The 24,490-nt window shown below is 69.6% G+C and carries 19 protein-coding genes; 7 read left to right on the forward strand and 12 right to left on the reverse strand.

Annotated elements, in window-relative coordinates; genetic code table 11:
• Positions 1-14: 14 nt before the first annotated feature.
• On the forward strand, positions 15-2,702 hold the full coding sequence (mdeB, locus tag WG898_RS20930) for an alpha-ketoglutarate dehydrogenase (RefSeq protein WP_339604718.1): 2,688 nt from the start codon (positions 15-17) through the stop codon (positions 2,700-2,702).
• Positions 2,703-2,709: 7 nt separating this feature from the next.
• On the opposite strand, the gene WG898_RS20935 is transcribed toward mdeB, so the two are convergent.
• The 3 genes from WG898_RS20935 to WG898_RS20945 all read right to left on the reverse strand — a co-directional run bounded on the left by WG898_RS20935 (position 2,710) and on the right by WG898_RS20945 (position 7,931).
• A complete protein-coding gene (locus WG898_RS20935) occupies positions 2,710-5,586 on the reverse strand; it encodes an EAL domain-containing protein (protein ID WP_339604719.1) in 2,877 nt (958 codons plus the stop codon).
• The gene (locus WG898_RS20940; RefSeq protein WP_339604720.1) at positions 5,587-7,155 is read right to left on the reverse strand and encodes a methyl-accepting chemotaxis protein; all 1,569 of its coding nucleotides are present in this window, start codon (positions 7,153-7,155) and stop codon (positions 5,587-5,589) included.
• Between the two features lie 131 nt (positions 7,156-7,286).
• A complete protein-coding gene (locus WG898_RS20945; RefSeq protein WP_339604721.1) occupies positions 7,287-7,931 on the reverse strand; it encodes a TetR/AcrR family transcriptional regulator in 645 nt (214 codons plus the stop codon).
• A gap of 127 nt (positions 7,932-8,058) precedes the next feature.
• Between WG898_RS20945 and WG898_RS20950 the strand changes: the two genes are divergently transcribed.
• Together WG898_RS20950 and WG898_RS20955 are read left to right on the forward strand one after the other, a co-directional pair.
• A complete protein-coding gene (locus WG898_RS20950; RefSeq protein WP_339604722.1) occupies positions 8,059-9,660 on the forward strand; it encodes an ATP-binding protein in 1,602 nt (533 codons plus the stop codon).
• A complete protein-coding gene (locus WG898_RS20955) occupies positions 9,641-11,815 on the forward strand; it encodes a putative bifunctional diguanylate cyclase/phosphodiesterase (RefSeq protein WP_339604723.1) in 2,175 nt (724 codons plus the stop codon). The genes WG898_RS20950 and WG898_RS20955 overlap by 20 nt, the downstream gene beginning before the upstream one ends.
• A 3-nt stretch (positions 11,816-11,818) precedes the next feature.
• Here WG898_RS20955 and WG898_RS20960 read toward each other — a convergent pair whose 3' ends face one another.
• The 3 genes from WG898_RS20960 to WG898_RS20970 all read right to left on the reverse strand — a co-directional run bounded on the left by WG898_RS20960 (position 11,819) and on the right by WG898_RS20970 (position 14,628).
• A complete protein-coding gene (locus WG898_RS20960) occupies positions 11,819-11,968 on the reverse strand; it encodes a hypothetical protein (protein ID WP_339604724.1) in 150 nt (49 codons plus the stop codon).
• 68 nt (positions 11,969-12,036) lie between these two features.
• Positions 12,037-13,644, reverse strand: a complete 1,608-nt coding sequence (locus WG898_RS20965; RefSeq protein WP_339604725.1) for an ATP-binding protein — start codon at positions 13,642-13,644, stop codon at positions 12,037-12,039.
• Between the two features lie 9 nt (positions 13,645-13,653).
• On the reverse strand, positions 13,654-14,628 hold the full coding sequence (locus tag WG898_RS20970; RefSeq protein WP_339604726.1) for a substrate-binding domain-containing protein: 975 nt from the start codon (positions 14,626-14,628) through the stop codon (positions 13,654-13,656).
• Positions 14,629-14,788: 160 nt separating this feature from the next.
• Here WG898_RS20970 and WG898_RS20975 point away from each other — a divergent pair, with 160 nt between their 5' ends.
• Positions 14,789-15,553, forward strand: a complete 765-nt coding sequence (locus WG898_RS20975; RefSeq protein ID WP_339604727.1) for a ParA family protein — start codon at positions 14,789-14,791, stop codon at positions 15,551-15,553.
• 16 nt (positions 15,554-15,569) lie between these two features.
• Here the strand turns inward: WG898_RS20975 and WG898_RS20980 are convergent, their stop codons facing one another.
• The 4 genes from WG898_RS20980 to WG898_RS20995 form a co-directional block, all read right to left on the reverse strand.
• Positions 15,570-16,706, reverse strand: a complete 1,137-nt coding sequence (locus WG898_RS20980; protein WP_339604728.1) for a porin — start codon at positions 16,704-16,706, stop codon at positions 15,570-15,572.
• 14 nt (positions 16,707-16,720) lie between these two features.
• Entirely contained in the window at positions 16,721-17,152 is a 432-nt protein-coding gene (locus WG898_RS20985) for a type 2 periplasmic-binding domain-containing protein (protein ID WP_339604729.1), read from the reverse strand.
• 104 nt (positions 17,153-17,256) lie between these two features.
• The gene (gene nadC, locus WG898_RS20990) at positions 17,257-18,129 is read right to left on the reverse strand and encodes a carboxylating nicotinate-nucleotide diphosphorylase (protein ID WP_339604730.1); all 873 of its coding nucleotides are present in this window, start codon (positions 18,127-18,129) and stop codon (positions 17,257-17,259) included.
• A gap of 13 nt (positions 18,130-18,142) precedes the next feature.
• Positions 18,143-18,841: a fumarylacetoacetate hydrolase family protein gene (locus WG898_RS20995; RefSeq protein ID WP_339604731.1), complete on the reverse strand. Its 699-nt coding sequence runs from the start codon at positions 18,839-18,841 to the stop codon at positions 18,143-18,145.
• Positions 18,842-18,939: 98 nt separating this feature from the next.
• Between WG898_RS20995 and WG898_RS21000 the strand changes: the two genes are divergently transcribed.
• The gene (locus WG898_RS21000) at positions 18,940-19,854 is read left to right on the forward strand and encodes a septal ring lytic transglycosylase RlpA family protein (protein WP_339604732.1); all 915 of its coding nucleotides are present in this window, start codon (positions 18,940-18,942) and stop codon (positions 19,852-19,854) included.
• Here the strand turns inward: WG898_RS21000 and WG898_RS21005 are convergent, their stop codons facing one another.
• Positions 19,855-20,331 carry an arsenate-mycothiol transferase ArsC gene (locus tag WG898_RS21005; RefSeq protein WP_339604733.1) on the reverse strand — a complete coding sequence of 159 codons (477 nt, stop codon included), beginning with the start codon at positions 20,329-20,331 and terminating at the stop codon, positions 19,855-19,857.
• 144 nt (positions 20,332-20,475) lie between these two features.
• Between WG898_RS21005 and WG898_RS21010 the strand changes: the two genes are divergently transcribed.
• Positions 20,476-21,624 (forward strand): GGDEF domain-containing protein, encoded by a 1,149-nt coding sequence (locus WG898_RS21010; protein WP_339604734.1) that lies wholly within the window; start codon positions 20,476-20,478, stop codon positions 21,622-21,624.
• Positions 21,621-22,796 carry a GGDEF domain-containing protein gene (locus WG898_RS21015; RefSeq protein ID WP_339604735.1) on the forward strand — a complete coding sequence of 392 codons (1,176 nt, stop codon included), beginning with the start codon at positions 21,621-21,623 and terminating at the stop codon, positions 22,794-22,796. The genes WG898_RS21010 and WG898_RS21015 overlap by 4 nt, the downstream gene beginning before the upstream one ends.
• A gap of 8 nt (positions 22,797-22,804) precedes the next feature.
• On the opposite strand, the gene WG898_RS21020 is transcribed toward WG898_RS21015, so the two are convergent.
• Entirely contained in the window at positions 22,805-24,457 is a 1,653-nt protein-coding gene (locus WG898_RS21020) for a GGDEF domain-containing protein (protein WP_339604736.1), read from the reverse strand.
• Positions 24,458-24,490: the final 33 nt, after the last annotated feature.

Raw genomic sequence — 24,490 nt, forward strand, 5'->3', positions numbered from 1 at the left:
CAGGAGAGAACCCCATGAACCCACGCCCCACGGCGCATGAGCTGGCGCATATGCGCGGCGCCCCGGACACCGACCCTCAGGAGACCCAGGAATGGCTGGAGGCGCTGCGCGCCGTGATTGCCGCGAGCGGTTCGGAGCGTGGTCTCTTCCTGCTGGAGCAACTGGAGCAACAGGCCCAGCACCTGGGCCTCTTCCCGCATGCCCATCCCTACTCGGCCTACCGCAACACGATTGCGCTTGACAGCCAGGGCGCCTACCCGGGCGACCTGCAGCTCGAGGAGCGACTCACCGCCATCATGCGCTGGAATGCGCTGGCCATGGTGGTGCGGGCCAACCAGGCCTATGGCGAGCTGGGCGGGCATATTGCCAGTTATGCCTCGGCGGCCGAGATCTTCGAGCTCGGCTTCAACCACTTCTTCCGCGGCGACGGCGATGGCAGGCAGGCCGATCTGGTGTTCTTCCAGCCGCACTCCGCGCCCGGCGTCTACGCGCGCGCCTTCCTGGAGGGTCGGCTGAGCGAAGAGCAGCTGGCGCATTACCGCCAGGAGGTGGACGGCGGCGGCCTCTGCTCCTACCCCCACCCCTGGCTGATGCCGGACTTCTGGCAGTTCCCCACCGGCTCGATGGGCCTGGGCCCGATCACGTCGATCTACCACGCCCGTTTCATGCGCTATCTGCAGCACCGCGGCCTGGTGCAGACCGATGGCCGCCATGTCTGGGGCGTGTTCGGCGACGGCGAGATGGACGAGCCCGAATCGATCGCCGGCCTGACCCTGGCGGCGCGCGAGCAGCTCGACAATCTGACCTTCATCGTCAACTGCAATCTGCAGCGCCTGGACGGCCCGGTGCGCGGCAACGGCCAGATCATCCAGGAGCTGGAGGCCTTGTTCACCGGCGCGGGCTGGAACGTCATCAAGGTGCTGTGGGGCTCGGACTGGGACGCACTGTTTGCGCGCGACACCGAGCATGTGCTGCTGCGCGCGCTGGCCGGCACCGTGGACGGCCAGTACCAGAACCTGGGTGCCAAGGATGGTGCCTACAACATCGAGCATTTCTTCCGCCAGCACCCCGAGGTGCAGCAGCTGGTCTCGCACATGAGCGCGGCCGAGATCGACGCGCTCAAGCGCGGCGGTCACGACTTCCGCAAGCTCTACGCCGCCTTCGCCGCCGCCAAGGCCCATAAGGGCCGACCCACGGTGATCCTGGCCAAGACCAAGAAGGGCTATGGCATGGGCGGCGCCGGCGAATCGCGCATGACCGCGCACCAGGCCAAGAAGCTGGACCTGGAGGCCCTGCTGGCCTTCCGCGACCGCTTCGCGCTGCCGCTCTCGGAGCAGGACGTGACCGAGCTGCGCTTCTACAAGCCCGCCGAAGACAGCGCCGAGATGCGCTATCTGCGCGAGCGCCGCGCCCAGCTGGGCGGGCCCTTGCCGGCGCGCAAGCAGGTGGCCAAGCCGGTGCCGGTGCCCGAGCTGGCGCGCATAGGCGGCTTCGCGCTGCAGGCCGATGGCAAGGAGATGTCCACCACCATGGCGGCGGTGCGCATGCTCTCGGCCTGGCTCAAGGACGGCGAACTGGGCCCGCGCGTGGTGCCCATCGTGGCCGACGAGGCACGCACCTTCGGCATGGCCAGCCTGTTCCGCCAGATCGGCATCTACGCGCCCGACGGCCAGCGCTACGAACCCGAGGACGCCGGCTCCATGCTCAGCTACCGCGAGGCGCGCGATGGCCAGCTGCTGGAGGAGGGCATCACCGAGGCCGGGGCACTCTCGTCCTGGATCGCCGCCGCCACCGCCTATTCGGTGCATGGCCAGGCCATGCTGCCGGTCTACATCTACTACTCGATGTTCGGTTTCCAGCGCGTCGGCGACCTGATCTGGGCCGCCGCCGACCAGCGCGCCCGTGGCCTGCTGCTGGGCGCCACCGCCGGCCGCACCACCCTGGGCGGCGAGGGCCTGCAGCACCAGGACGGCTCCAGCCTGGTGATGGCCAGCATGGTGCCCAACTGCCGCGCCTGGGATCCGGCCTTCGCCGGCGAGCTGGCCGTCATCCTCGACCATGCCACGCGCCGCATGATGCTGGAGCAGCACGACGAGTTCCATTACGTCGCGGTGATGAACGAGAACTACGCCCAGCCCTCGCTGCCGGCCGAGGCACATGCCGATGTGCTGCGCGGCATGTATCGCTTCGCCGAGCTGCGGCCCGAGCGCGCGCGCGCCCATATGCGCCTGCTGGGCTCGGGCGCCATCCTGCGCGAGGTGATCGCGGCCGCCCAGCTGCTGCACGACGATTGGCAGATCAGCAGCGAGGTCTTCAGCGTCACCAGCTTCAGCGAGCTGGCGCGCGAGGCGCGCGAGCTGCAGCGCCAGCGCCGCCTGGGTGAGAGCACCGGCGAGAGCCAGTTGCAGCGCCTGCTGCCCGGCCATGCACCGGTGGTCGCCGCCAGCGACTATGTGCGCGCCTGGCCCCAGCTGGTGGCCGAGTACATCCAGGCGCCCTACGCCACCCTGGGCACCGACGGCTTCGGCCGCAGCGACACGCGCGCCCAGCTGCGCCGCTTCTTCGAGGTGGACCGCCACTCGGTGCTGCTGGCGGCGCTGCAGGCCCTGGTCGAGCAGGGCGAGCTGGCCGCCCACTGCCTGGCCGAGGCGCGGGAGAGCTACGGCCCGCTTGCGGAGCGCGGCGCACCCTGGGCCCGTTGAGCCGGCGCTACAGCGCCTGTCCGACCCAGGGCAGCTGGGACTGCGCCTGGGCCGCCAGCTGCAGCTCCAGCTGCTCGATCGGCACCGGCCGCCCCAGCAGATAGCCCTGGAAGCGGCGGCAGCCATGGCGCACTAGAAAAGCCAGCTGGGCCTCGGTCTCCACGCCCTCGGCAATCACCTCCAGGCCCAGGCTCTTGGCCATGCCGATGATGGTCTGCACGATCACCGCGTCGGTGTGCGAGCCCAGCATGCTGGCCACAAAGGTCTGGTCAATCTTGAGCTGGTCCAGGCTGAGGCGGGTCAGATAGGCCAGCGAGCTCTGGCCGGTGCCGAAGTCGTCGATCGCGAAGCGCACCCCCAGCGCATTGATGGCCTGCATCTTGGCCAGGGTGTCGGCCAGATTGACCAGCACCAGGCTCTCGGTCAGCTCCAGCTTGAGCAGGCGCGGATTGGCGCCGCTGCTCTCCAGCACGCCGCGCACCTGCTCGACGAAGTCGATCTGCCTGAACTGGCGGGCGCTGACATTCACCGCCAGCTGCAGCGCGCGCGTGGCCGGCGCATCGGCCCAGCGGCGCAGCTGCTGGCAGGCCTGGCGCAGCACCCAATGGCCGATCGGCGCGATCAGGTCGGTGTCCTCGGCCAGCGCAATGAAGCTGCCCGGCGCCACCATGCCGCGGCGCGGATGCTGCCAGCGCAGCAGCACCTCGGCGCCCACCGGCCGCCGACGTTCGTCGACCTGCAGCTGGTAATGCAGCCTGAACTCGCCCTGCGGCAGCGCGTGGCGCAGATCGGCCTCCAGCGCAATGCGCGCCGCCATCGCCGCATGGGTGGCGGGGTCGAAGAAGCGGATCGCATTGCGGCCCGAACGCTTGGCCTCGTACATCGCGATGTCGGCGCGCTTGAGGATCTCGTCGAGCGAGATCTCGTTGCCGTTGAGCATGCTGATGCCTATGCTGGCGGTGCTGTGCCATTCATGCTCGTCCAGCGCATAGGGCCGGGTCAGCACGGCGCGCAACTTCTCGGCCACGGCCTCGGCGTCCACCGCCGCCTGCTCGGGCGCCTCGCTCAGGTCGGGCAGGATCACCACGAACTCGTCGCCGCCCTGGCGCGCCACCGTGTCGTTGACGCGCACCGTCGCCTGCAGGCGGCGCGCCACCTCCACCAGCAGGCGGTCGCCGACATCGTGGCCGCGCGTGTCGTTGAGCTCCTTGAAATGGTCGAGGTCGATGAACAGCACCGCGGCCGGGCGCTGGTGGCGCACGCTGGAGGCCTGCACCTGGCCGAGGCGGTCGCGCATCAGGCGGCGGTTCGGCAGCTCGGTGAGGGCATCGTAGAAGGCCAGGTTGTGGATGGTCTCGTCGGCCAGCTTCTTCTGCGTGATGTCGGTGAACACCGCCACATAGTTGGCCACCGCGCCATCCTCGTCGGTCACCGCGGTGATGCTGAGCCATTCCGGATAGACCTGACCGTTCTTGCGGCGGTTCCAGACCTCGCCCTGCCAGTGGCGCTCGGCGCTCAGCTGGCGCCACATGGCCGCGTAGAAGGCCGGCTCATGCCGGCCCGAGCGCAGCAATTGCCCGACCACGCGGCCATGCGCCTCGGCCGCGCTGTAGCCGGTGATGCGCGTGAAGGCGGGGTTGACGCGCAGGATGCATTGCGCGGCGTCGGTGATCGCAATCGCCTCCAGCGAATCGAAGGCGATCGCGGCGATGCGCAGGTCGGCCTGGGCACGACGGCGCTCGGTGACGTCGGCGGCCACGGCCACAAAGCCCTCGGTCGCGCCGGCGCCATCGCGCAGCGGCTGCATGTCGATGTCGAGCCAGAGCTCGCCCCCGTCCTTGCGGCGGTTCAGCACCTGGGCGCGCGCGCCGCGCCCCGCCTGCAGGGCGGTCTGCAGGCGCGCCAGCGCCGGCTGCTCGGGCGGCTGGCTCTGCAGCAGCCCGGCCATGCTGCGCCCCAGTGCCTCGCCCAGGCCGTAGCCGGTGAGGCGCGCAAAGGCCTCGTTGACCCACACCAGGCGCAGGCGGCCATCGGTGATCATGACGGCATTGGTGGTGAGCTCGGCCACCAGGGCCAGGCGCTCCAGCTCGCGCGCCTGCGTCGCCAGCTTCAGGTATTGCGAGCGCAGCGCGCGCGCCGTGGGCTCGGCCACCATCACCGCCAGCGCGAGCAGCAGACTGACGGTGGCGGCGGCCCAGACCTTGGCCAGGGTCACCGCGCTGCGCTGCCTGGCCTCGGTGGCCTGCGCCAGTGCCAGCACCAGGCGCTCGGCCGCCAGCAGCGCCGGCTCGACCGCCTGCTGCAGCGTCGCGACCTGGGCGCTGCCGCGCTGCGGCGTGGCCTGCAGCAGGGCCTCGGCCTGGCGGTAGAGCGCGGCGCGCGTCTCGTCCCAGCCGGCCAGCACGGCCGCATCCAGCGCCAGCGCCGGGCCCAGCCGCGACGCGCCGGCGTACAGCAAGTCCTGCAGCAGGCGCGCGTCGCGATCGGCGCGCTCCAGCACCGCGCGCAACTCGGCCTGACTGGCGAGTTGCTCGCCCGGCTGCTGGCCCAGCAGCGAGGCGATGCGGCCGATGCGCTGGCTGTGCATGCGCTGCATGCCGGCCAGATTGGAGGCCTCGGTCTCGGCCTGGCGGCGCTGCAACGCGGCATCGGCCTGCCAGGCCAGCAGGGCCGCATGGCCGGCCGCGGCCAGCAGCACCACATAGATGGCCAGGCGCACGCGTCGGTGTGCCGAGGCACCGGACTCCAGGCCCGGTAGGCGCGAGCTGGGGCCCTCGGGCGCGCGCCGCCAGCCGGCCCGGTAAGCCAGCTGCACCAACAGCAGGGCCAACGCCAGCGCCGTGGCCAGCGCCGCCGCGATCAGCCAGGCGCTGCTGCCCGACATTCAGTCGCCGCGCCCGTGGGCGTCGCCCAGCCGGAACACCGCCACCGCCTGCACCAACTGGCGCGCCTGCTGCTTCAGGCTGGCGGCGGCGGCGGCGGTCTGCTCCACCAGCGCGGCGTTGTGCTGGGTGGCACGGTCCATCTGGCCCACCGCGGCACCGATCTGCGCCACGCCGGCGCTCTGCTCCAGGCTGGCGGCGCTGATGCCACCCACCACGGCGCTGACTTGGTGGATCGCCTGCACCAGCTCCGCCACCGCCGCGCCGGTCTGGCCCACCAGCGCGCTGCCCTGGTCGACGCGCGCCAGACTGGCGAGGATCAGCTGCTTGATCTCGCGCGCCGCCTGGGCGCTGCGCTGCGCCAGATTGCGCACCTCGCCGGCCACCACTGCGAAGCCGCGCCCCTGTTCGCCGGCGCGCGCCGCCTCCACTGCGGCATTGAGCGCCAGGATATTGGTCTGGAAGGCCAGGCCGTCGATCACCGCGATGATCTCGCCGATGCGGCGCGAACTCTCGTTGATGCCCTGCATGGTCTGCACCACCTCGGCCACCATCTGGCCGCCGCGCACCGCCACCTCGCTGGCTTCGCGCGCCAGCTGGTCGGCCTGGCGCGCATGGCTGGAGGCCTGCTGCACCGTCGAGCCCAGCTGCTCCATCGACGCGGTGGTCTGCTGCAGGGCCGAGGCCTGCTGCTCGGTGCGGCTGGACAGATCGCTATTGCCCTGCGCGATCTGGGTGCTGGCGCTGGCCACGCCCTCGGCATCTCGGCGCACGCCCGCCACCAGCTCGGCCAGGCTGGCGCGCATGCGCTCCAGCGAGGCCAGCAGGCGCGCGACCTCATGGCCGCCGCGCACATCCACTTGCGCCGTCAGGTCGCCGCGCGCCACCGCATCGGAGGCCGCGATGGCCTGCTCCAGCGAGCCGACGATGCTGCGCACCAGCAGGCGGCCAAGGCCCAGCGCCAGCAGCAGGCCGGCCAGGCCCAGGCCGATGGAGAGATTGCGAATGCCGGCGTGGCGCGCTTGGGCCTGGGCATGCTCGGCCTGCGCGCCGCGCAGCAGCAGCTGCATGAGGGCCTGGATGTCGGCGCCCACCGCGACGTAGTGCGGGCGCACCGCCTCCACCACCAGGCGCTGAGCGCCGACGATGTCGCGCGCCTTCAGCGCCGCCAGCGTCGGCAGCAGGCCTGCGCTGACGAAGCGCTGGCGATGCTCGGCAAACTGCTGGGCCAGCGCGCGTTCCTCGGGCTCATGGGCCCTGGCCATATAGCGTGCCCACAGCGCGCTGATGGCCTGGATATTGCCTTCCACCTCGGCCACGCTGCGCGCGATGCTGGCGTCGTCGGGCGTCACCAGGGCCACCGCCAGCGCCAGGCGGTTGCGCAGCAGGCGCTCCTGGATCTCGGCCACCAGGGCCATCGGTTCGGCGCTGCGCTCGTAGACCCGCTGCAGCCCCTCGTCGGCGCGCGTCAGGCCCGCCAGCCCGGCGCCGCCCAGCAGCAGCATGAGGGTCAGCAACATGCCGACCAGGAGGTGGAGACGGGTCGATATCTTCAGCTGATTCACCTGCACAACCTTTCGCCGTCAAACGCCCGCCGCTGTTGCGGCATCGCGGATTTATAGTAACGCGTACGCTACATGTTCACTTCAGGGTTTGTGCGGCCCCTGCGCGGCCCTGTGCGCAGCGCGGATCAGCGGTGGGTTCAGGCGCTGGCGCCGGCCTCGGCGCGCGCGCGCTGCAGCTGCTGCTCGAGGTCGTCCAGCATGCCGTCGAGCAGCTGCGCGGGCGCCAGCCTGGGCTTGGTGGACAGGCCGATATTGGTGAACAGATAGCCGATCACCTTCAAGCGGCACAGGTCATGGGCGAGCTGGCGCTGCGCCGGCGAGGCTGCCGGCCCCAGGCAGGCATCGATCAGGGCCTCGCTTTCGCGCCGGAAGCCCGAGGCCGGACCGGCGGCCAGAAAGCTGGGCGCAATTTCGTTGCAGGGGTCGAACACCAGCTTGAAATCCTGCGGCCGCTCCATCCAGAAGCGCACATAGGCCGCGTACAGCAGGCGCAGGCGCTTGATCGGCGCCTCGGCGGCCTTGCTGCGCGTGTGCGCCTCCTGCAGCGAGGCCTCCAGCACCTCGCCCCAGACCTGCTCCAGCAGCGCCGACTTGCTGGGGAAATAACGGTACAGCGACATCGCCGAGATGCCCACCGCCTGGGCCACGCCGCGCATCGTCACGGCACCGTAGCCGCCCTCCTGATGCAGGCGCCCCACCGCCTGCAGGATCTGCGCGCGCAGCTCCTCGCGCTCCGCACCGCGGCGGCGGCGGATGGACTTGCGGGCGGCTTGGATGGGCATGGATGAGGTTTGGCGTGGCCGCCGATGTTCGCACTTTCAAGGGCGCGCAGCATACTCGTTCCCACCAAGCCGGCCGGCGCGGGGCAGGCCTCAGAATCGGACTTCCGCAAGCGCAGGAAGCCCGGGCATGGTGGTATTGCAACGCAGTCTCGACCGCTCGGTGCAGCGCACCCTGCAGGGCCTGCTCTGGTGGCTGGGTGCGCTGTTGCTGCTGGCGGTGGCCTCGGGCCTGCTCACCAGCCAGCTGCTGACGCGGCAATTGGCCACCGTCTACGCCGATCGCGTGGTGCCGCTGCGCGACCTGCAGCGCATCAGCCAGCTACTCAATGTCGACGTGCCGGTGACCCTGGGCGGCGCCAACGGCGCGCTGCAACAGCAGCTGCTGAACGAGCTGGTGCGCGAACAGAGCGCGCTCTGGCGCAAATACCTGGCCACCTACCTGACGCCGGAAGAGAGCGCCCTGGCCGATACAGCCAGCCAACAGCTGGGCGCGCTGCAGACCCTGCTGGGGGCCGATCGACCGCCGGATGCCGCGAACCGCTACATGCTGCAGCTGCGCCCGCTCAATACCACGCTCTCGGCCCTGCTGGACCTGCAGGTGCGCGTCGCCGACAGCGAGCTGAACAGCGGGCGCGCCTGGGGCCGCTGGGCCTCGGCCTGGGGCTTGCTGCTGGCCCTGCTGGGCCTGGCCCTGATGCTGCTGGCGATCCGCCTGGTGCTCAGCCGCGTGCTGCGGCCGCTGGGGGTGGTGGCCGATGCCGTCGCCAGGCTTTCCGAGGGCGATCTGACGCTCAGTGCCGAGGCCAAGCAGCTCTCCGGCGACTTCGCGGAGGTCGGCGACCAGCTGCGCCGCCTGCGCAATTCGGTGGCCGAGCGGCAGCAGCTGCTGGCACATGAACAGGCCCTGGGGGCGCAGCTGCGCGAGGCCCAGACCGAGCTGGTGGAAGCCGAGAAACTGGCCTCGCTGGGCGCGCTGGTGGCCGGCGTGGCGCATGAGCTCAACACCCCGATCGGCGTGGCGGTGACGGTCTCCAGCGGCCTGGCCGACAAGGTGCAGCGCTTCCAGCAGGAGCTGGCCCAGGGGCCGCTGAAGCGCTCGATGCTAGACGGTCTGCTGGCCAGCATCAACGAGGCCGACCAGCTGCTGGCGCGCAATCTGGCGCGCGCCGCCGAGCTGATACGCAGCTTCAAGCAGGTGGCGGTGGACCGCAGCAGCGCGCAGCGGCGCCAGTTCGACCTGCGCGAGACGGTGGACGAGCTGCTGGCCTCGCTGCGCCCCGCCTACGGCCGCCATGGCACCGAGCTGATCAACGAGCTGCCGCCCGGCCTGCGCATGGACAGCTATCCCGGCGCGCTCGGTCAGGTGCTGAGCAATCTGGTGGTCAACGCGGTGCTGCATGGCTACGACGGCCGCGGCGGCAGCGTGCGCATCGCGCTGGCCGATCGCAGCGAGGGCACGCTGGACCTGATGGTGGAAGACCAGGGCCAGGGCATGTCGGCCGAAGTGCAGGCGCGCGCCTTCGAACCCTTCTTCACCACCCGGCTGGGCCAGGGCGGCAGCGGCCTGGGGCTGGCGATCGTTCGCAACCTGGTGGTGGGCCTGCTGGGCGGGCGCATCGTGCTGCACAGCGCCGAGGGACAGGGCTGCCGTTTTCTGCTACACCTGCCGCTGAGCGCCCCGGCCGGCGCCACCAGCGCTTCTGAACACCATGCCAGTCACACCGCCTGAGGACGACGCGCTCGACATCGTGGACGATCTGCGCGCCGCCGGCGCGCCCGCGCACAGCTGGCGCGTGCTGGTGGTCGACGACGAGCCCGACCTCGTGCAGGCCACGCTGTTCGCGCTGCGCGACGAACGCATCGACGGCCGCCCGCTGAGCCTGCTGACCGCCGGCACCGCCGCCGAGGCCGAGCTGCTGATACAGGCCGACGCCGAGATTGCGGTGCTGCTGCTGGACGTGGTGATGGAGACGCCCGATGCCGGCCTGCGCCTGGTCGAGCGCGTGCGCGCCCTGCCCGGGCGCCAGGCGCTGCGCATCATCCTGCGCACCGGCCAGGCCGGTTATGCACCCGAGCTGGAGGTGATACGGCGCTACGACATCAACGACTACAAGACCAAGGCCGAGCTGACCCAGCTGCGCCTGCTCACCTGCCTGACGGTGGCGATACGCGGCTTCCACCAGCTGCGTCGCATCGAGTCGCACCAGCGCGGGCTTGAGAAGGTGGTGCGCGCCTCGGGCCGGCTGATGAGCGAGCGCGGCTCCTTGCAGGCCTTCGCCGACGGCGTGCTGACGCAGATCTGCACCATCGTCGACGGCCAGCCCGATGGCGTGCTGGTACTGCGGCTCGGCGCCGGGTCGGGCGAGCGTGCGATTGCCGAGGTGGTGGCCGGGGCCGGCGCGTTCGCGCGCCTGGTCGGCCTGCCGGCCGAGGCCCTGCCCGAGCCCCTGCGCGGCGCGCTCGCTCACATCAATGGCGCCGACGTGTCACACCATGGCGGCTACGGCGTGGTGCGCGCCCATGCCCAGGATGGCGACGCACTGCTGGTGCTGTTCTCGCTGTCCTCGCCGATGGACGAGGTGGCCACCGGGCTGCTGGAGTTGTTCGCCGCCAATCTCTCGCTGGCCTATGACGATGTGAAGGCCTATATCGAGCTGCAGCACCGCGCGCATCACGATCGCGAGACCGGCCTGGCCAACCGGGCCGGTCTGAAGGCCCGCCTGGGCAGCGCCACCGGCCTGGAGTTCGCCCAGGTGGCGGTGGGCGATCTGCAGGAGATCCGCGGCGTGCTGGGCGAGGCGGTGGCACGGCGCGCGCTGCAGGACCTGGCCCTGCGTCTGCAGCAGGTGCTGGGCGGGCAGGCCCAGGTGGCGCGCCTGGAGGGCGACCGCTTTGCACTCGCCATGCCCGGCCCGGTCACCGACGCGCTGGTGCAGCGCCTGCTGGCGGCGCTGGCGCAGCCGCTCAATGTCGGCGATATGGCACTGCAGCTGCCGATGGCGCTGGGCTGGTCGCGCGGCGGCACGAGCGTGGATCAGGCCATCGACGAGGCCGGCCTGATGGTGGCGCGTCAGGCGCCTGGCCGCCAGGTGCGCAGCGCCAGCTTCTCGGCCGCGGTGCGCGAGCAGGTGCATCGCCGCATGACCCTGCTGGCCGACCTCGACGCCGCCCTGGCGGAGGACCGCATCGAGATGTATCTGCAACCCCAGGTGCGCCTGGCCGATCAGAACAGCGTGGGCGCCGAGGCGCTGGTGCGCTGGCGCACGCGTGAGGGCGCCATCGTGATGCCAGACCGTTTCATCGCCGTGGCCGAGCACACCGGCGCGATCGTGCAGATCGGCGAGCGCATGGTCGAGAAGGCGCTGGCGCATCTGGCGAGCTGGCCCGATGCGCGCTTGCGCATCTCGGTCAACCTGAGCCTGCGCCAGCTCGAGGAGCCCGACTTCGCCGCCTGGGTCACGGCGCAATGCGATGCCCATGGCGTGGCGCGCGAGCGCCTGCGCCTGGAGATCACCGAGACCGCCTTCGCGGTGCATAGCGAGCAGGTGGGCCCGGCACTGGCGGCGCTCACCGAGGCCGGCTTCGAGCTCTCGATCGACGACTTCGGCACCGGCCAGTCCTCGCTGGGTCGGCTGGCCGAGATCGCGGTGCACGAGCTCAAGCTGGACCGCTCGCTGGTGCGCGGCATCGAGCACGATGCGCGTGCGCGCCGCGTTGCCGGGCTGATCGTCGAGCTCGGGCGCGACCTCGGCGTCGAGGTGCTGGCCGAGGGCATCGAGACCGAGGGCCAGCTGGCGGTGCTGCAGCAGCTCGGCTGCGTGTTGGGCCAGGGCTGGCTGTTCGGCCGCGCCCAGCCGGCGACGCAGTTCAGGGCGCAGGCCTGAAGCTCAGCGCTTTTTCTTCGCCTTCTTGGCGGCGGCAGCGGCCGGCGGCGGGCTCGGCTTGTGTTGATCGCCGATCACGCTCTTCAGCGGACAGACCTTGAAGGCCGGACATTTCTGGCAACCGGCAAGCACGGCGATCGGGCAAAGCGTCATGCGAAAGTCTCCTGGACGCGGCGATGCCGCGCGTCTGCACTGTACGCGCTTTGCCCGGCAGCGGCCGTTCAGCCCGGCAAGGCCTGCACCGGCAGCCTGATCACCACGCTACAGCCACCGCCCGGCGTGCTTTCCACATGGATGTGGCCGGCCAGTATGCCGGTGACGATGTTGTAGCTGACATGCAGGCCCAGGCCCGAGCCGCCGGAGCCCAGCTTGGTGGTGAAGAAGGGGTCGAAGACGCGCCCGAGATGCTCGGCCGCAATGCCGCGGCCATCGTCCTGCACGCGCAACTCGATCTGCGCGGCGTCGAGACGGTGCGCGCTGATCAGCACATGCCCGGGGGCACCGGGCTCATAGCCATGCACCAGGGCGTTGCTGAGCAAATTGACCAGCACCTGGATCAGCGGACCGGGGTAGCTGTTCAGCACCAGCTCGGCGGGCACTTGCTGCGTCACCGTGAGCGCGCTCTGCTTGAGCCAGGGCTGGCATTCGAGCAGCGCCTGTGTCACCACGTCGGCCAGCTGGAAGCGGCGCCCTTGCGCCTGGCCCTTGTCCACCGCCAGCTTCTTGAAGCTGCTGACCAGTTCGGCGGCACGTTCGAGATTGCGCAGCAGCAGGCGACTGCCGTCCTGCACCGCCGCCACGTAGTCGCTCAAGGCATGGCGGGTCAAGCCCGCACGCGCAGCCTCGTGCAGCTGCTGGGACTGCGCGTCTATGGTGCTGGCGGCCAGCATGCAGTTGCCAATCGGCGTGTTGAGCTCATGCGCCACCCCCGCCACCAAATGACCCAGCGCCGCGATCTTCTCGCTGCGCACCAGCTCGTCCTGGGTCTGCTTGAGTATCTCCAGATTCTTGGCCAGCTCACGATTCACGGCGCGCAGCGCCGCATCGCGCTCGATCAGGGCATCGCGCATCGCGCTCATGGCGAACAGCAGGCTGTGGTGGTCCTTGGCGCGTATGTGGATGTCCGGCGAGAGGTTGCCGATCGCGATCTGGTGCGCGATCGAGGCCGCGTAATCGGGCTCGCCGCCCAGCTTGCGCAAGATGTAGCGGCTCAGCAGGCCGGTCACCAGGACGCTCAACAGCACCGCGCCGGCCGCAAAGCCAAGCATGAGCCGGCGCGCACCGGCGTGGGAGCGCCGCACCTCGGCGCTGGCCTCGGCCATGAGCCGCTCCTGCACCTCGGTGAGCCGCCCCAGCAGCGTGAAATAACTCTCCTGGTAACCATGCAGATCCACCACCAGCAGATTGCGCGCCTCGCCCAGCTTTTGTTCGCCGACCAGGCGTATGAAGTCTTCCTGGTTGACGATATAGGCCGAGTGCACGCTGGCGATCTCCTCCAGCAGCGCGCGCGACTCGGGGTCGCGAGCGACCTGCGCCAACTGCGCCAACGCCCCTGCCATGCGACCGTTAGCGGGTGCGATGTCCTGCAGCTGCGTCAGCGCGGCCTCCTTGAACAGCAGGGTGTTGCGCATGATGCGCGCGATGCCGCCCAGCTCCTGGGTGACCACGCTCACCGCACGCGTGCTGGCATGGCGCTCGTGCAGGGCCAGGTCGGTGACCTCGTTGAGTTCGCGCAGGCGCAGCAGGCCAAGCAGGCTGGTGGCGATGAGCAGGCCTATCACTGCCCCATAGCCCAGCGCCAGGCGGTGGCTGAGCTTGAGCACGGGCATGCTGTGCTCCTAGCGCCCGAACACGTTCTTGTTCACCAGCGGCATCAGCTCGTGGATATTCTTGCCCGTGCCCACCATGATGGGCACCAGGATCTGCTTGGGCGGGCGCTCGCCGCGCAGCCCCATCAGCAAGGCCTCGGCCGCCCGGCCGCCCATCAGATAGGGTTGTTGCATGCCCACCGCCACCAGGGTGCCGCTGCGCAGCAAGGCCTCCACCTCGGGCATGGCGTCAAAGGACGCCAGCAGCAGCTCGCCAGGCTTGCGCGGCGGCCGCATGGCCTGGAGCGCCTGCAGCGCGCCGTCCACCGGTTGATCGGTCTGGATAAAGAGGGCGCGCAGCTGCGGCGTGGCGGCCAGCAGCTCCGTCACATAACCACGCGTCTCGGCAGCCGAGTAGTCGCGCATCTGCCGCAAGCCTGCCTCCTGCCCCACGCCGGCCTCCCGCATGGCGTCGCGAAAGCCGTTGGTACGGTCCTGGCCGTTCTTGCGCGCCAGCGAGATGGTGATCAGCGCATAGGGGCTGGCCTGCCAGCCACGCTCCTTCATGGCCGCGGCCAGGGTCGCGCCGACATCGTAGGCACCACGGTAGTTGTCGGACTTGACATAACTGAGGTACTCCCCACCCTGGGTACCGATGTCGGCAATCACCACCGGCACATGGGCCTGCTGCGCCAGTTTCAGCACCGCCGGCGCTGACGCGCTGTCGGTCGGCGAGATGATGATGCCGGCCACGCCCTGTGCAATGAGCTCACGCGCATGATGCAGCTGGAGCTGGGGGTCGAGCCGGCTGTCCAGCTCCTCGTAGGCATAGCCCTGCGCCTGCACCACGGACCGGATGCCACGCCCCATGGTGGCCCAGAAGGGCAGATCCAGCTTGGCCGTCAGGTAGACGATGCGCGGTGCGGCCGCCTGGCTGGCCTGACCCGGTAGCCAGGCCAAGGCCAGCATGAGGGCCGCGGCGGCAAAGCAACTGCGCTTGTCCATGAGAGGTGCTCCTGGCGCTGGCTGGATTGGGCGCCGCGTCAAGCTTATCAATTCGGCACCCTGGCTGGCGCGCTATCGCGGCCCACCGTAGGCGCGAAAACTACTGCAAGCCTCTATTGCTGCAATGCACAATAGATGCATTGCAGCAAGGGAGCCCGGTATGCGACGCGTGGTGTTCAATCAAAAAGGTGGGGTCGGCAAGTCCACCATCACCGCCAACCTGGCCGCGATCGCGGCCCAGCAGGGCCGGCGCACCCTGGTGGTGGACCTGGACCGCCAGGCCAATAGCAGCCGCTATCTGCTGGGCGATGCCGCCGACGCGGCACAGCCCGGCGCCGCCGAGTTCTTCGAGACCACGCTCAAGTTCAGTGTGCGCGCGCCCCGCACCAGCGATTACATCGTCGCCACCCCCTGGGAAAACCTGCACCTGATGCCGGCCAGCGCCCTGCTCGACGAGTTGCACGGCAAGCTGGAGAGCCGCTACAAGATCTTCAAGCTGCGCGACGCCCTGGTGGAGTTGGGCGAGGACTACGACGAGATCTGGATCGATACGCCGCCAGCGCTGAACTTCTACACCCGCTCGGCCCTGATCGCCGCCCAGGCCTGCCTGATCCCCTTCGACTGCGACGAGTTCTCGCGCCGCGCGCTCTACGAGTTGCTGGAGAACCTGCAGGAGATCCAGGCCGACCACAACGCCGATCTGATCGTCGAAGGCATCGTGGTGAACCAGTTCCAGGCCCGCGCCGCCCTGCCCCAGCGCAGCGTGCAGGCCCTCATCGCCGAGGGCCTGCCGGTGCTGCAGCCCTATCTGAGCGCGAGCGTGAAGATGAAGGAGTCGCACGAGCTGGCGCGCCCGATGATCCACCTGGACGCGCGCCACAAGCTGACGCAGGAATTCGAGGCGCTCTACGCGGCGCTGGCCTGAGCGAGTCTGGGGTCTCTTAGAACGAGGTCTGGGCCGAGAACGAGAGCAGCTTGTGGTCGCCAAGGAAGTCCCACTGCGACTGGTCCTTGGAGATGTCGTACTGCGCCTTCAGCGCCCAGTTCTTGTTGAGGTCGTAGCGCAGCGCCAGGCTGCGCGTGCGCCGCCCCTCGATCGCGAAGCCCAGATTGTTCTCGGCGGTGCGGTAGCGCGAGATCGTAAACATCGCCGTCCAGTCGCCCAGCTTGTAGCCGCCGCCCAGCAGGAAGTAGTTGTAGGTGAAGCCCGAGACCTGCTGCGAGAACTTGTTGAGCTCGCTGCGCACGATGAAATGGCGGCCGTCGTAGTTGGCCGAGATGCCCCAGATGGTGGTCCGGTAGCCGTCCATATTGATGCTGGTAGTGCCGTCGGCCTTGTGCGTGCGTTGGTCGTTGTTGAAGCGCATCACCATCAGGCGTCCGCTCAGCTCGCCATTGCTCAGCGTGACATAGCCGCCCAGGATATTGCGCCACTTCTCGTCGGTGGGGTCGGCGTAGTAGATGCGCGTGTCGTAGGGGTTGTTCTTGTAGTTGAAGCCGCCGGCCCAGACATTCGCATCCACCGTCCAGCGCCCGCCCAGCACCGCCGTGCTGTAGGCTAGATTGGCGCCGTCATAGGCATAGATGGGCCAACCATAGACATCCGGCGCCGGACGCACCCAGGGGTAGGCGGTGCCGATGTAGAGGAAGTCGCTGTAGTAGTAGAGCGGGATGCGCTTGCGGCCGGCCTGCAGCGTCCACTCGTCGCTGATCGCGTAAGAGGCATAGGCCCAGTCCAGCGTTGGGCGGTAACTCTTGTTGTTAGCACGCGAAAGCAGCTGCGCGGTGGCCGAGAAGCGATCATTCAGGCGCACGCTGCCCTGCAGGCCCAGCAACGACTCCTGGTCGGCCTGCCAGCCCTTGGACTTCTCGTACACGCCCACATACTCCCAGTTCTGGATTGCGCAGGGGCAGCTCCATTCCATATAGGGGCGCTCGGTGCCACTGAGCACCTTGGCCACCGTCAGCTGGCCGAAGCCGGAGAAAGAGAACTTGGGGCCGTCGTCCTGTGCCGTTGCCAGCGTAGGCAGCGCCAGCATGCAGGACATCAGCAGGGTCAGGTGTTGTCTCTTGTTCATGTTGTGCCCCGGTCTCACTTGATTTCCGACAAGACCTTGACGCTGCCATCGACCAGACTGGCATCGACATAGCCCACCAGGTTCGGATTGCCCGCCACCAGCTTCTTCACCGCCGCGGCGTCGCCGCCATCCTGCGGCGGCGTGCCCTTGCCGGTGAACACCATGCGGGACCAATAGGCCTTCACCTGGGCCTCGCTGCGTCCGGCCACCTTGTTGTAGAAGTTCCCGTAGGCCGGGCTGCCCGGCGTCTGGTCGATCGGCACCGCCTTCTCGCCACCCGGGAAGGACTTGGCCGCGCCCATGAAGATGGCCGAAACCTGCTCGGCGTTGAGTTTGGGGGCGTTGCTGTTGGCCGCCGCGATCACCACCAGGCCGTCGGCCCAAGCAGATACGCCAGGTAGCAGCGCCAGCGCGTATGCGCAGCCGTACAGGTATGGATGTCTCATCACGGCGAGCCTCCATCGGCAAGATGAGCCATCTTAGGCCGCCACTCGCAAGCGCTGTGCCGACTTCTCGCCAAGCTGTTGCTTTGACGCAAGCCGGGCAGCCTTCAGGACGCGAGCGGCCCCTCCACCCGCATCGAGTAGTCCACCGCCTTCACGTCCTTGGTGAGGCGGCCGATCGAGATGCGATCGACACCGGTGGCGGCGATCCAGCGCAGCTGCTCCAGCGCCACGCCGCCCGACACCTCCAGCAAGGCGCGGCCGGCGTTGAGCTTGACGGCCTCAATCATCATGGCCTCGCTGAAGTTGTCGAGCAGCACGCTGCTCGCGCCGGCGTCCAGCGCCTGCGTCAGCTCGCTCAGGCTCTCGACCTCGATCTGGATGTCCACGCCCGCCTTGAGCGCCTGCGCCGCGCGCAGGGCCGCGGCCACGCCGCCGGCGGCGGCGATGTGGTTCTCCTTGATGAGGATGCCGTGGTAGAGCGCCAGGCGCTGGTTGGCGCCGCCGCCCATGCGCACCGCGTACTTCTGCGCCAGGCGCAGCCCGGGGATGGTCTTGCGCGTGTCCAGCACCGCGCAACCGCCCGGATTGGGGCTGGCACCGGCGATCGCATCCACATGGGCGCGCGTCAGCGTGGCGGTGGCGGAGAGCAGCTGCAGGAAGTTGAGCGCCGGGCGCTCGGCGCTCAAGAGCGCGCGGCCATCGGCCTGGATGCGGCACACCAGGGTGTCGGCCCCCATGCGTGCGCCTTCCTCGTACAGCCACTCGATGCGGCTGCTGCCGTCCAGCGCCTTGAACACGCCCTCGAACCAGTCGCGCCCGCACAGCACCGCATCCTCGCGCACCCGCACATGGGCACTCACGCGGCGCCCGGCCGGCACCAGCTGGGCGGTCCAGTCGCAGCGGCCGATGTCCTCGAAGAGGGCATCGCGGATATTGCGCTCGCGCGCCTCGGCCAGGGTTTCGTCGTGGTCAAACATGGGCGATATGGGCTTACTCGGGGTCCGCTATTGTCAGGCTGAGCGCATCCAGGCCCGCTATCGCGCCGCTGATCACGTCGCCGGGCTTGACCGCCCCCACCCCCTCGGGCGTACCGGTGTAGATCAGGTCGCCGGGCTGGAGGTGGTAGTACTGCGACAGGTTGGCGACGATCTCGGGCACGCTCCAGATCATGTCGGCGAGGTCGCCGCGCTGCTTCTCCACCCCGTTCACCGCCAGCGTGATGGCGCCGGACCTCAGCTCGCCCAGCTGGCTGGCGCGCGTCAGCGGCGTGATCACCGCGCTCTGCTCGAAACCCTTGGCAATGTCCCAAGGGCGGCCGGCGGCCTTGGCCTCGGCCTGCAGGTCACGGCGCGTCATGTCCAGGCCCGCCGCATAGCCCCACACGGCGGCCCGGGCAACCTCGGGCGTGACCTTGAAGACCGGCGCGCCGATCGCGATCACCAGCTCCATCTCGTAGTGGAAGTTCCTGGTGCCGGGCGGATAGGCGATGCTCGACCCGGACGCCACCAGGGCACTGGCCGGCTTGGTGAAGTAGAAGGGCGGCTCGCGATCCGGGTTGCCGCCCATCTCGCGCGCATGGGCCGCGTAGTTGCGGCCCACGCAGAAGATGCGCGCCACCGCATAGCGGGCCGCGCTGCCATGCACCGCCACGCTGGGCTGGGGGGCGGGCGGGAAGATGTAATCGCTCATGTCTACAGGTCTCCGGCAAGGGTTTGGCGCAAGCATAGAGGCAGACGGCGACGCCTGCGCACTCGCCAAGCCTGGCTGGATCGGCTAGGGTTGCGCCCATGCTGAACCTGCCCCGCCACACGCTGATCCTGCTGCCGCTGCTGCTGGCGGCCTGCGCCAGCCGTCCGCCAGCACCGGGCGCCTGGCCGGCCGGCCGCGATGGCCCCGAGGCGAACCCGCCCGCCGATCTGCAACGCGTGCCCGACGCCGCGCCGCAGCTGGAGGCGATCCGCAAGGGCGGCCCCAACAAGCCCTACGAGGTGCTGGGCCAGCGCTACGAGCCGATCACCGAAGACAAGCCCCTGGTGGAGCGCGGCCTGGCCTCCTGGTATGGCAGGAAGTTCCATGGCCGGCCCACCTCCAGCGGTGAGGTCTACAACATGTACGCGATGACGGGCGCACATGCCACCATGCCCATCCCCAGCTATGCGCGGGTGCGCAACCCGGCGAATGGCCGCGAGGTGATCGTGCGTATCAACGACCGCGGGCCCTTCCACCCGGGTCGCATCATCGACCTCAGCTACACCGCTGCGCTCAAGCTGGACCTGCTGCGCGGCGTCGCGCCGGTGGAGCTGGAGCGCATCACCTACGAGGACATCCGTACCGGCGCCTGGCAGCGCGGCAAGGAGGGCGACGCGCCGGTCTATGCGGCGGCCGAGGCCAGCGGAGCACCCGAGCGATTGGCCACGGCGCAGCTGGCCGCAGCGCAAGACCTGACCCCGGCGCGCGCTGCCGCCCCTGGCTTCTGGGTGCAGCTGGGCGCGTTCGCGCGCCTGGACGGCGCCGAGCAGTTCCGCCAGAGGCTGCTCAAGGAGCTGGACTGGATGGCGCCGCTGCTGGCGGTGTTCAAGGACAGCAGCCTGCATCGCCTGCAGGCCGGGCCCTACGCCAGCCGCGAGGATGCGAGGGCGGCGGCCGAGCGCGTGCGCCTGGCGCTGGCAACACTCACGCCGGTGGTGGTGGAGCGGCGCTGATCAGCGCGGCGCCAGCTCGCCAATCAGGGTCTCGATCTTGCGCACCATGTCGGCGCGCGCCGCTTCGTAGTCCTTGCCCACCGGCGGCACGTCGTTCCATTCCAGCCTAGCCGCCCGGCTCAGGTAGTCCGGCTTGGACTCTATGCCTATGGTCACTACCCGCAAGGCCTGGCTGGCCAAGGCCTCGGTCAGCGGCGCGGCGCGGTACTGGGGGTCCGGCATGCCGTCGCGGCGCAGGCCTTGCTGGGTGGCCGGCTGCAGCTCTGCATCCGGCTGGATACCGCGAGATACCGCGCGCAAGGCCAGGCCGCGCTCGCCGGCCAGCTTGTTGAAGTAGGCCGCCGCAATCACGCTCTTGGCCGAGCCATGCTCGCAGACGAACACCACCTCTCGATGATCAGCGGGCGGCAAGGTGTTGTCGGCATGGCAACCGAAGCCCAGGGCGAGGGCGGTCAAAAAAATGGTCAGGCGCTTCATGCGGCTCTCCGAAGTTTGGACTCAAGCTTAATGTAGCTCACTCTACGCAACGTTACATTCACTACATCTATTGTGTACAGAATTGCTTGCCTGTGTGACGCTGTACGCCCGGCCCGCACTTTGCGATGATGGCCCGGACAAGCCATGCAAGCCCTGGACGCCACCACCCTGCTGATGGTCAACGCAGTCTTCAACTGCTTTGGCGCCATCGTGTGGCTGACCCTGGCCCTGCTGTTCCGCATCGCGCCGCGCGCCGCCTGGCTGATGGCAGCCGCCCATCTGAGCCTGCTGCCGGCGCTGTTGCCGATGAGCTGGGGCCCCTGGTCGGGCTGGTGGGCCGACGCCTTCAAGCTCGCCGCCACCACCTTGCTGGCCCTGGCGGTGCGGCAGTTGCTGCGCATGCAGCGCTCGGCCCAGGACATCCTGCTGATCGCCGCTCTGTGCGCGCTGTTGCTGCTGGGGCAGGCGCTCGCGGGCATCGGCAGCGCCAGTCTGCTGCCCACCTCGGTGGCCATAAGCCTGCTGGCGCTGCTGAGTTTTCGCGACGTGCTGACCGGGGCGGCGTCGGGCTTTCGCACCATCGTCACGGCCCTGATGGCGGCGCCGTTTGCCGGCCTGGCCTTTGCGAACCTGCTGCGCGCGCTCGCCGGCCTGGGCCTGTTGCCGGGCGGTGAGGCCCTGTTGATGCGCCACTCGCAGAGCGCGCTGCTGGCCACCGTCTGGCTGCTGCTGTGCCTGAGCATCAGCATCGGCCTGATCGCGCTGGTGCTGTACCGGCTCATCACCCGCATCGAGTTGCTCACCAACACCGACAGCCTGACCGGCGTGCTGAACCGCCGCGCCCTGCAGCAGCAGTTGCTGGCCCTGCAGGCGGCGGTCGCGCGCGGCCATCCGATGACGCTGTTGATGGTCGATGTGGACCATTTCAAGCGCGTCAACGACAGCCTGGGCCATGCCGGCGGCGACGCGGCCCTGGTGCATCTGGTGGGCCTGCTGCGCTCGGGCATCCGCGAGGTGGATGTGCTGGGCCGCATGGGCGGCGAGGAGTTCTGTCTGCTGCTGCCCGACACCACGCTGGCCGACGCGGCCATGGTGGCCGAACGCCTGCGCCTGCGCCTGCAGCATCAGCCCTTTGTCTGGCAGGGCCGCAGCCACGCCCTCACGGCCAGCTTCGGCCTGGCCGCGGCGCTGCCCGAGGACGCCAACGGCGGCAGCGCGCTGGCGCAGGCCGATGCCCAGCTCTACCGGGCCAAGGCCAAGGGCCGCAACCAGGTCTGCATGGCGCCGGCATGAACATCGTCTGGCCAGCCACCGATCCCAACACGCTGCTGATGGCCATCGTGCTGGTGTTCTTTTTTGCCGCGGTGGTGTGGTGGCTGTTCGCCACCGGCATGCGCGTCACGCCCAAGGCCTCGCTGTGCCTGGCCGCTGCCAACCTCTTGCTGGCCGCCTCCCTGGGGCTGCACGCGCTGCGCGGCGTGGCACCGGACCTGCTGGCCTTCTGGGTATCGGACCTGCTGGCCCAGCTCGCCTTCGCCCTGCTGTGCCTGGCCGTGCCACTGATTGCCGACGCAAGGCCGCGCGTGCTGCTGCCCGGCCTGCTGGCCGGCGCTGCCTCATTGACCCTGTTGGCGATGCCCTATGAGGGCGACCTCTCCAGGCACGCCATGGTGGTGTATGCCAGTCTGTCATCACTGTGCCTGCTCGCCGGCAGCGATGCCTACCGGCTGCTGCGCCAGCGCGTCAAACCCGGCCTGGCCGGGCTGCTGGCAGCGCCACTGTTCGTCGTCACGCTGCTGCTGTTGGCGCGCCTGCTGGAGACCTGGCTGGCGCCCGGCGTAACCCCCGACATCCGGGTCGCCTCCGGCTTCAATATTGCCTGGCTCTGGTCCACATTGGCCTTGAACCTGGTGCTCAACGCCACCATGGCCTTCTATGTGCTGATGCGGCTGATCCTGCGTATCCAGCGCCTGACGCGGCGCGATCCGCTCACCGATGCGCTGAACCGCCGCGCGCTGGCCCAGGTGATGGAACGCGAGCATGCGCGCCTGCAGCGCGGCACGCCTTATGCGCTGGTGATGGTGGACATGGACCGCTTCAAGCAGCTCAACGACAGCCTGGGCCATGCCGCCGGCGATGCCGCGCTGCAGGCCCTGGTGCAGGCGCTCAGGCCTTGCGTGCGCACGGTCGACCGGCTCGGCCGCTTGGGCGGCGAGGAGTTTTGCGCGCTGCTGCCCGACACCGGGCTGGCGGGCGCGCTGCTGGTGGCCGAGCGCATGCGCGTGAACCTGGAGGGTTGCGGCTTCAGCTGGGATGGCAAGACCTGCCCCCTGACGGCCAGCTTCGGCGTGGCCGAGGCCAGCCTGGCGGACGCCGGTGCCGAACAGGTGCTGATGCGCGCCGACCGCGCGCTCTACCAGGCCAAGGCGCAGGGCCGCAATCTGGTGCAGGCCAGCGGCGCCTGAGCTGTGCTTCAGGCCAGCGCGACGCGGTTGCGGCCCAGGTGCTTGGCGCGATACATGGCCGCGTCGGCACGCGCGATCAGCATGTCGGTGGAATAGGGCGGCGCGCTCGCCAGGCCGATGCTGAGGCTGACCTGCAGGCCCGGCGCCAGCTCGTCCCAGCCATAGTTCTCGACGTTGGCGCGCAGGCGCTCGCAGACCTCGAAGGCGCGGTCCGCCACGGTGTCGGGAAACACCACCAGGAATTCCTCGCCCCCATAGCGCAGCAGCATATCGCTGCTGCGCGTGTTGTCGCGCAGCATCTGGGCCAGCACCTGCAGCACCTGGTCGCCTACCGCATGGCCATGGCGGTCGTTCACGCTCTTGAAATGATCGGCGTCTATCAGCGCCAGGGTGAGCGGCCGGCCGCGCGCCTCGGCCTCGGCCATCAGGGCCGGCATGCGCGATTCGAGGCAACGGCGGTTGCCCAGGCCGGTGAGCGGGTCGCGCTGCACATGGGCCTCCAGCTCCACCGCCTTGGCGGTGAGCGCATCGACGGCGCTGTTGGCGAGCTCGGCCTGGGCGCGCACCTGCTCGGCCTCCAGCCTGGTCACGAAGAAGCGCGATTGCGCCATCAGCTGGGCCACGCTGCGCTGGCGTTCCAGGCGCTGGTAGCACTCCAGATGCGCCAGCGCATCGTCGCTGCGGCCGAGCGCACGCGCGGCGCGGAAGGCGTTGTGATGCAAGCGCAGCGCGATGAAGGCCGGCAGCGTGCCCGCAGCGTCGGACTGCAGGGCATGCACGATGTGCCAGGCCTCGCGCACCTCGCCGCGCGCCAGCATCAGCTCGGCGAGTGCGCAGCGCGTACGCCAGGCCAGGTTCTGATAGCCCAGGCTCTGCGCCTGCTCGAGCGCAGCATCCAGAAAGCTCCGCGCCTCGTCCAGCGCGCCCAGCAGCATCAGCACCTCGCCGAGATTGGCATCGGTGAGCGCGAGCGCAAACCGGTCGCCATGCTCGCGCGCATGCGGGCGCACCTCGCGGGCATAGTGCAGGCCGCGCTCCAGCGCCTGGCGGCAGGCAGCGTCGTTGCCGCTGTCGCGCATCAGGTGGTAGGCACCGAGGGCGACGCTGCTGAGATTGTTGAGCGTGACCACATGCTCGTAGGGCGTGGCCTGATCGCGCACCAGGGCCGCGGCCTCGTTCATCAGGCGCTCGGCCTGCCAGGGATCGCCCATGCGCTCGAAGCAGGCGCCCAGCGCGTTCAGCGCCACCGCCTGGATGCGCAGCTCGCCGAGCTCCTGCGCCAGCGCGCAGCCCTCGTTGGCGCAGGCCAGGCCGGTCTCGAAATCGCCGATCTCCGAGGCCGCCAGGCTCATCCAGCGCAGCAGCTCGCAGATACCGGGCTGGGCGCCCAGCGGGCGCATCAGGATCAAGACCTCCTGGCCGGCCGCCAGCATGCCGGGCAGGTCGCCGCGGCGGAAGCGAAAAAAGCTGCGCAGGCGCCCGGCCTCCACCTGCTCGGCCAGATAGCCCAGTTGCTGGCTGGCGGCCCAGGCCTGCTCGGCCAGGGCCAGGCCCTCGTCGAGCCGGGCATCGCGCTGAGCCGCGCGCGCCTGCTCCAGGCAATGCGCGATTTGCTCGGCGGACAGCTCGGCGGGTTTGGACAGCGGCTTACAGGTGGTCACAGACCGCGAGCGTAGCCGATCCCAGCCGCGCGG

Source organism: Paucibacter soli (genome assembly GCF_037482845.1).
GTDB classification, from domain to species: Bacteria; Pseudomonadota; Gammaproteobacteria; order Burkholderiales; family Burkholderiaceae_C; genus Paucibacter_B; species Paucibacter_B soli.

Bases quoted from the DNA above. Each gene is read 5' to 3' on its own strand.
- mdeB (WP_339604718.1), top strand. From the start codon at position 15: ATGAACCCACGCCCCACGGCGCATGAGCTGGCGCATATGCGCGGCGCC.
- WG898_RS20935 (WP_339604719.1), bottom strand. From the start codon at position 5,586: ATGTCGGGCAGCAGCGCCTGGCTGATCGCGGCGGCGCTGGCCACGGCG.
- WG898_RS20945 (WP_339604721.1), bottom strand. From the start codon at position 7,931: ATGCCCATCCAAGCCGCCCGCAAGTCCATCCGCCGCCGCCGCGGTGCG.
- WG898_RS20950 (WP_339604722.1), top strand. From the start codon at position 8,059: ATGGTGGTATTGCAACGCAGTCTCGACCGCTCGGTGCAGCGCACCCTG.
- WG898_RS20955 (WP_339604723.1), top strand. From the start codon at position 9,641: ATGCCAGTCACACCGCCTGAGGACGACGCGCTCGACATCGTGGACGAT.
- WG898_RS20960 (WP_339604724.1), bottom strand. From the start codon at position 11,968: ATGACGCTTTGCCCGATCGCCGTGCTTGCCGGTTGCCAGAAATGTCCG.
- WG898_RS20965 (WP_339604725.1), bottom strand. From the start codon at position 13,644: ATGCCCGTGCTCAAGCTCAGCCACCGCCTGGCGCTGGGCTATGGGGCA.
- WG898_RS20970 (WP_339604726.1), bottom strand. From the start codon at position 14,628: ATGGACAAGCGCAGTTGCTTTGCCGCCGCGGCCCTCATGCTGGCCTTG.
- WG898_RS20975 (WP_339604727.1), top strand. From the start codon at position 14,789: ATGCGACGCGTGGTGTTCAATCAAAAAGGTGGGGTCGGCAAGTCCACC.
- WG898_RS20980 (WP_339604728.1), bottom strand. From the start codon at position 16,706: ATGAACAAGAGACAACACCTGACCCTGCTGATGTCCTGCATGCTGGCG.
- WG898_RS20985 (WP_339604729.1), bottom strand. From the start codon at position 17,152: ATGAGACATCCATACCTGTACGGCTGCGCATACGCGCTGGCGCTGCTA.
- nadC (WP_339604730.1), bottom strand. From the start codon at position 18,129: ATGTTTGACCACGACGAAACCCTGGCCGAGGCGCGCGAGCGCAATATC.
- WG898_RS20995 (WP_339604731.1), bottom strand. From the start codon at position 18,841: ATGAGCGATTACATCTTCCCGCCCGCCCCCCAGCCCAGCGTGGCGGTG.
- WG898_RS21000 (WP_339604732.1), top strand. From the start codon at position 18,940: ATGCTGAACCTGCCCCGCCACACGCTGATCCTGCTGCCGCTGCTGCTG.
- WG898_RS21005 (WP_339604733.1), bottom strand. From the start codon at position 20,331: ATGAAGCGCCTGACCATTTTTTTGACCGCCCTCGCCCTGGGCTTCGGT.
- WG898_RS21010 (WP_339604734.1), top strand. From the start codon at position 20,476: ATGCAAGCCCTGGACGCCACCACCCTGCTGATGGTCAACGCAGTCTTC.
- WG898_RS21015 (WP_339604735.1), top strand. From the start codon at position 21,621: ATGAACATCGTCTGGCCAGCCACCGATCCCAACACGCTGCTGATGGCC.